General features: G+C 70.4%; 6 protein-coding genes. All 6 read right to left on the reverse strand.

The features are described from left to right. Positions 1-127 precede the first annotated feature (127 nt). Complete coding sequence (sctJ, locus tag B2Y21_RS15170; RefSeq protein WP_003164555.1) at positions 128-850, reverse strand: type III secretion system inner membrane ring lipoprotein SctJ; 723 nt, start codon at positions 848-850, stop codon at positions 128-130. 11 nt (positions 851-861) lie between these two features. Continuing rightward, positions 862-1,260 (reverse strand): hypothetical protein, encoded by a 399-nt coding sequence (locus B2Y21_RS15175; RefSeq protein WP_088411497.1) that lies wholly within the window; start codon positions 1,258-1,260, stop codon positions 862-864. Positions 1,261-1,286: 26 nt separating this feature from the next. Then, positions 1,287-1,595 (reverse strand): hypothetical protein, encoded by a 309-nt coding sequence (locus B2Y21_RS15180; RefSeq protein WP_112999251.1) that lies wholly within the window; start codon positions 1,593-1,595, stop codon positions 1,287-1,289. Between the two features lie 24 nt (positions 1,596-1,619). After that, complete coding sequence (locus B2Y21_RS15185; RefSeq protein WP_292060668.1) at positions 1,620-2,777, reverse strand: SctD/MshK family protein; 1,158 nt, start codon at positions 2,775-2,777, stop codon at positions 1,620-1,622. Between the two features lie 6 nt (positions 2,778-2,783). Continuing rightward, positions 2,784-4,703 carry a type III secretion system outer membrane ring subunit SctC gene (gene sctC / locus B2Y21_RS15190; protein WP_292060669.1) on the reverse strand — a complete coding sequence of 640 codons (1,920 nt, stop codon included), beginning with the start codon at positions 4,701-4,703 and terminating at the stop codon, positions 2,784-2,786. Between the two features lie 15 nt (positions 4,704-4,718). After that, on the reverse strand, positions 4,719-5,404 hold a 686-nt coding region (locus tag B2Y21_RS15195), incomplete at its 5' end, for an FHIPEP family type III secretion protein (RefSeq protein WP_292060670.1).

The following is a 5,404-nucleotide window of genomic DNA, read 5'->3' on the forward strand; positions in this document are numbered from 1 at the left end:
GCGCGCGGCGGCGTCAGGCGGCGGGCCAGGGCGCGCGCACGCGGCGAGCGCGCGACGTCACCCGCGCCGTCGAGGGCGCGGGCCCGGCGCCACAGGGCGGCGCGTTCGGTCCTGGCGACGTCCGGCGTCAAGCCTCGCCTCGCTTGGCGTCTGCCTTGGCGCGCGGCTTGGGTCGGCGATAGAGGCCGTAGATGCCCAGTCCCGCCGCGCCCAGGATCAGCACGCCCAGCGGCAGGCTGAGCTGGGTGACGGCCGGCGCCTGCGGCTGGGTCAGGACTTCGGATGCCGGGAAGGCGACGACCGTGACCTTGTCGTAGGGCAGGCCCTCGATCGAGTTGACCACCAGGGCCTTGATCGAGCCGGTCTGGGCCGAGATGTCGTAGTCGGGCCGATGCTTGATGAAGACCGAGGCGGAGGAGGGCGGCTTCTCCTGCGCCAGGGGATCGCTTTCCGGCACGGCGATGTGAACGCGCGCCTGCACCACCCCGTCGATGGAGGAGATGGTCTGGCCCAGCTCCTGCTGCAGCGCGTACATCATGCGCATGCGCTGCTCCATCGGCGAGGAGACGAAGCCCTCCTTCTGGAAGACCTCGCCCATGCTGGCGAAGTTCTGGCGCGGATAGCCCCGGTCGTGCAGCAGGGCGACGGCGCGGGAGAAGTCGCCGCGATCCGCCTTCAGCACCCAGTTGTCGCCGTCGCGGGTCTTGGAGGCGTCCAGCCCCTGAGCCTTGAGCACGGCGACCATCTCATTGGCGTCGCGTTCCGTCAGGCCGCCGTAAAGCTCCTGCTGGCCGCAGGCGGCGAGCAGGAGGGCCGCGCCCGCGAGGGCGGCGAGCGATCGGATTCGCATGGCCGCCTCCCTCAGGACTGTTGCCGGAACAGCTGCTGCAGGCCGTCCGAGGTGCGGTTGGCCATGTTGGAGGTGAGCTGGCAGTTGAACATGAACTCGTGCGCGCGGACGGTCATCATGACCATCTCGCCCGGCGTCATGCCGCCGGCCTTGCCTTCGGCGGCCTGAGCCAGGGCGGCGAGGTCAGAGGCCTGGCCGTTCACCTGCTCCAGGGCGCCCATCATGGTCTTCATGACGCCGTTGGGCTCGGTCGGGGCGGCCGGAGCCGACAGGGGCGTGACGTGCAGCAAATTCTGGAACTGCACCGCCTGACTGAGGGTGGCGTTGTAGGCGACGTCGATCTGCTGCGTCTGGGGTTGCAGCATCTCGGGCGGCATGGCCGCTGCGGCGGCCGAGGCTTCGAAGGACATGGGCCCCTCCTGTTGAAATGAAGGGCTCAGTTCTTGCGAGCCATGGTCTCCAGCGCCTTGCCGACGGAGTCGGTCGAGGTGGAGGAGGAGTTGGCCATGAAGTTCATGCGCATCGACTCGGCGGTCAGCATCGCCATGGTCGAAGGCTTGTCCTCGCCGCCCGGTCCGATCTGCTCGGACAGTTCGACGATGCGGCCGGCCTGGGCGTCCAGGGTCTGGCCCCATGAATGGGCCATGGCCTCGAACCAGGAACCGGGGCGAGCCTTGTCGCGCTCGCTGTTCAGGCCGGGCGAGACGGCCAGCATGCCGAGGCCGTTCAGACTTTGGGATGACATGGGTATTCTCCTTTTGGGCTGGGGTCAGAAGTTGAGTTCGGAACGGGAGCCGTTGCGCTCGACCAGGACGCGGGTGTCCTCGATCGAGACGATGCGGTGGCCGGTCGGCAGGACGGCGCCGGGGAAGTAGCGGGCGCCGTCGGCGGTGGTGACGTGGCCGCGCTCGCCGCCGATCACCGACACCACGCGCTTGCCGCCGCCCTGTTGAATGTCTTCGAAGCGACCGCCCTCGTCGGCGCCGGGCAGCATGCTGACGTCGATGCGGCGCAGGCCCTTGATCTCGCCCATGGCCAGACGCTCCAGGCGGGCGGCCTCGTCCGGGTCGCTGCCGGTGACGTCCAGCCGCACCATGCCCGCGCCGACCGAGCGCGCGGCCGCCTTCACGCCGTTGGCGAGGTAGAGCTCCTCCACCTGACGGGCGATGCCGTCGTGGGTCTGAAGCTCCAAGCGGGGGCGCCATTCGCGCGCGGCCAGGATGCGTTGCAGGCGCACGCGCTCGGCGTCCGAAGCCAGCATTCCCTCGATGCGCAGATCGCCCGCCTCGGTCTTGGTGACGACCAGCTTGTCGAAGCCTTCCTCCGACAGGAGGGCCTGGACCTTGGCGGGCTTGGGCTGCGACTTGGGCCAGGCCGGGACGCCCGTGCTGATGGCGAACAGGGCCGAGACGGTGATGACGGCGATCAGCAGAACCGGAACGAACTTGGCCGAGCGCGACACCAGGGCGTTGGTGTTGTTCAGCAGGTATTGCCAGTTGCGGCCGTCGCCAGCCGGGGCGTCGCCCTCATCGCCGTCGTCGTCTGGCAAGGGGCGGGCGGCGGCCAGGATGCGTTCGGCCTCGCTCCAGCGCGGGCTTTCGGCCTCGCCGATGGCGACGGCGTTGTCGCCGATCAGCAGCGGCAGATAGAGGGGCAGGATGGCCTGGGCCGGGGCGGTCAGCTCATGCCCCAGCAAGGTCACGGCGCCGGACGTCAGCTCCAGGTCGGCGGCGTCCGCCCGCGCCTTCAGCGTCAGCCGCACCCCCTCGGCGCTGGCGTCGCGCAGGACGATGTCGGCGTCGAGGTCGTGGCCCACGGCGATGACGCGGCCCCGCTCCAACGGCGCCGAGGCACCGCGCACGCGCCCGGCCAGGACGCGAAGGACCAGGCTTTCGATCTCGGGTGCGGCGACGGCGTCGGCGGGCATGGCGGATCAGTCCTTGGCCGGTTCATAGGGGGTGAAGCCGGGCGGCGGCGCCTCGCGCACGGCGACGACCGGCGTGGCGGCCGGGGCGGGCAGAGGGTCGTTCGGCGCCGACCCCTGATTGAAGCCCATGCGCGATCCGCCCTTGGGCAGGGCCGGGGCGGCGGGCAGGGGCTGGGTCTCGGGCGAGCCGGGAATGGCGCCGAAGTCCAAACGCGGCGCGGGCGCTTCCTCGCCGATCGAGGCCAGGCGCGGCGTGATCAGGAACAGGCGCTCGATCCGGCCCGTCGAACGCTCCGAGCGACGGAACAGCAGGCCCACCGCCGGGATGTCGCCCAACACGGGCACCTTGGTCACGGCGTTGACGTCCTGCTGCACCACCATGCCGCCCAGCAGCAGGCTCTGGCCTTCCAGGATCATGGCCTGGGTGTTCAGGGCCGCGCGCTGCACCACCGGGATGTCGTCGACGTCGGCGTCGGTCAGGGAGCCGTCCTCGATCTGGATCTGCATCCGGATACGGGTCTGGTTCTGGTCGCGCAGGACGTGGGGTGTGACCTTCAGCGTGGTGCCGGCGGTGACGTTGTAGAGGTCGACGTCCCGCTCGCCTTCCAGGCCGACGTAGAAGCTGCGGGTGTTCTCGAACAGGGCCTGGACGTTCGACAGGGTGACGATCTGTGGCCGCGAGACGATGCGGGCGACGCCTTCATCCTCCATCGCCGTGATGCGCGAGATGAAGTAGTCGCCGTTGCCGATGATGGTCGAGATGGCCAGGCCGTTGTTGCGCGGGGTGATGTCCTGCCCCCGGCGCAGGCGGTCGTCGTTGCGCGTGCCGTCGCCGAACAGGATGCCGCCGCGGCCGTCGTCGAAGCGCCAGCTGATGCCCAGCTGACGCGCGCGGGTGGTGTCGATGTCGATGATGGTGGCCTGGATCTCGAGAAGCTGCGGCTCCTTGTCCAGGGCGGCGATCAGCGCCTCATAGGCCCCCATGCGCTCGGCCGTGTCGCGCACGATGACGGCGTTCAGGCGCGTGTCGGCCTGGATGCGCGCGTGCTGGACCGGCGCGCCGCCCGCCATCTGTTCGTCAGCGAGCGCCAGGCCGAGCGTGTCCGGCGTCGGGGTGAAGCCGCCGTCGACATAGCTGGCGTCCATCAGGCCGTTCTGCGCCGCGCCTTGCGAGGCCAGACCCTGACCGCGCAGGCCCCCGACGCGCGGCGAGCGGCGGGTCTCGATGCGCCGGGCGACGGCGCCGTTCGGGTCGTTGCTGACCATGGCGCGCAGGATGGAGGCGACGCCCGGAATGGTGACTTCACTCTGGGCCGTCTCGAAGGTCACGTCATCGGCCCAGGCGTAGCGCAGGGTGAAGACGCGGTATTCATAGGTCGGCTGGGCGGCTTCGGCCCGTGCGCCGGGCCCGGCGCGGGCGATCTCGTCGATCTGCTGGATGAAGCGGCGGGTGCCGTTGGCGACCAGCATCTGCCCGGCGGGCTGCAGGGTGTTGCGGCTGTCCAGCAGGCCCATTTCCTGCGCCGTGGCGCGCACGCGGCGCAGCATCTGCGGCGAGGCGGGGATCGACTGGCTGGTCAGTTCGGAGGTCTGATAGATGTAGACCGCCCCGCCGTCGTAATAGGCCACCAGGTCGAAGGCGTCTGCCACCTGGCTGAAGATGGTCGAGGCCGGGCCGCTGAAGGCGCCGTTCACCGTGCCGCGCAGGTTGGGGCTGATGATGACCGGCACGCCCAACTGGCCGAAGAAGCTTTGCAGGAACTGACCCACCGGCTGTTCGCGCGGGGCGATCTGCAGGGTCTGGTTGCCGATCGGCGGGTCGCCCGCCGCAGCGGGCGCGGACAGGCCGAGCAGCGTGGCCAGGGAGGCCATGGCCAGGAGGGCGGTCTTGAAGCTCTTGCGGGCGGTCGGCGTCTTGATCGTCATGCAGGGTCCGTCGTTTCAGGCCGCAGCGGCCGTGGAGGCGGGGGGAGCGGAGGGGGCGGAAACAGCCGCCGGCGTCGCCGCGTCGAGGTCGGGCAGGGCGACCCGGCCGACGATCTCGAGCTTCAGGCTGGGCAGCAGCTCGTGGAAGGACAGGGCGGGGGTGTCGAACAGTTCAGGCTCGACCAGCTTGCGGATGTGACGGCGCAGGTCGATGGCGGCCAGCACGGCGTCGGCGCCGGTGTCGCGCACCGTCTTCTGCACGGCCTCGATGATCTGACGGGCCATGTCCGGCTCCAGCGCCAGCTGCTGACCGGCGCCGCCGACGCGGATGGATTCGCGCAGATGCTTCTCCAGCGCGGGCTCCAGCACGGCGGCCTTCAGCACCCCGTCGGGGGCGTAGCGATGGCTGATCTGGCGACGCAGGGCCACACGGGCGAACTCGGTCAGGGCCAGCGGATCCTTCTCGCGCTGACCGGCGTCGGCCAGGGATTCCAGGATGTCGCGCAGGTTGCGCAGCGGCACCTCTTCCTCGGCCAGGCGACGCATGATTTCGGCGATGCGGGCCAGGGGCAGGGCGCGGGCGACCTCCTTGACCACCTCGGGATAGCTCTCGCCCGCGCGGTTCAGCAAGATCGAGGCCTCCTGAATGCCGATGAACATCCCCGCGTTGCGGCGCAGCAGGCCGCGCACGCCGGCCAGGG

Source organism: Brevundimonas sp. UBA5936 (genome assembly GCA_002430835.1).
Classification (GTDB): Bacteria; Pseudomonadota; Alphaproteobacteria; order Caulobacterales; family Caulobacteraceae; genus Brevundimonas.